At 64.0% G+C, this 924-nt stretch carries 2 pseudogenes; both read right to left on the bottom strand.

Going from position 1 to position 924, the window contains the following annotated elements:
- Positions 1-487: pseudogene (locus tag BN2106_RS16870) on the bottom strand (hypothetical protein); the annotation flags it as partial.
- 16 nt (positions 488-503) lie between these two features.
- Positions 504-924 (bottom strand): annotated as a pseudogene (locus tag BN2106_RS16330) (hypothetical protein); the annotation flags it as partial.

Below are 924 nucleotides of genomic sequence, written 5' to 3'. Positions count from 1 at the left end.
CGCCGGTCGGCCCGGTTGCACCCGCCGGTCCGTTCAGGCCGTTTGCGCCGGTGGGGCCCGTTGGCCCGGTCGGCCCGGTTGCCGACGGATTGCTCCTGACGATCATCAGGGAGGCGACCACCGCCCCGGAAGAGGTTTCCACATCGTAGCCGGTGCGGTTCACCAGTGAAAGCGTCGTCCCGCTCGCCGTGACGTTAATCACGCCGACGCCTGAAAGCTCGCCCGTTTTGACGGGGGAAGTCCCGGGAATGTTGTCCCCAAACGAGGTGGACAGGGCAAACGATAGCTCCGCCGGTGCGGTGGAGGTCTGCGTGGAAACCCACCAGCTGGCGGTGTACAGGCCGGGTTCGTAAAAGGTGACAAGGCCCGTCGTGCTGTTGTACGTGATATTGCCTGCGGTGAAAAGTATGGTGTTAAAGACCACGTTGGCCGCGTCGGCGACGGTTCCCGGCGCGGTCAGTTGCAGTTGGAGCGCCGTATTGCTCATAATGAAAATCCTCTCTTTACGAGATTCGAAGAATCACAATATTTGCCTGTGCCGGTGCGGCGCAGAGCGCAATGCCGGTCTGTGTGGCGTTGCGCAGGGTGAGGAAGGAAGGCGCTGTTTCTGTCGTCACCAGCGAACTGCCGTTGATCTGTCCCGTGACGACGGGCGCCGCACCGATGGAATGATCCGCCCCGTTGAGGTCCAAAGAAAACCACAGGTCGGTGGAGCTCTCGGAACCGTCCGTGGAGACCCACCAGGAGACATAGTAACGGCCCGCCGCGCGGAGCGTAAACGCGCCCGTCCCGGCATCGTAAGGTATTTCCGCGCCGTCTGCCTGAATGGGCGTGTCGAATGGAACGGCCTGCCCGGGGGCGAGGATCCGGCGAGCGCCGCCGGCCAGCTGGTATTGCACGCCGCCCAGCGCGGTCCCCGGCCCG

It is taken from the genome of Anaeromassilibacillus senegalensis (assembly GCF_001261775.1).
In the GTDB taxonomy this organism is placed as follows: domain Bacteria; phylum Bacillota; class Clostridia; order Oscillospirales; family Acutalibacteraceae; genus Anaeromassilibacillus; species Anaeromassilibacillus senegalensis.
Note: the sequence above shows the minus strand (reverse complement) of the source record. Positions and strands in the feature narration are given on the sequence as shown.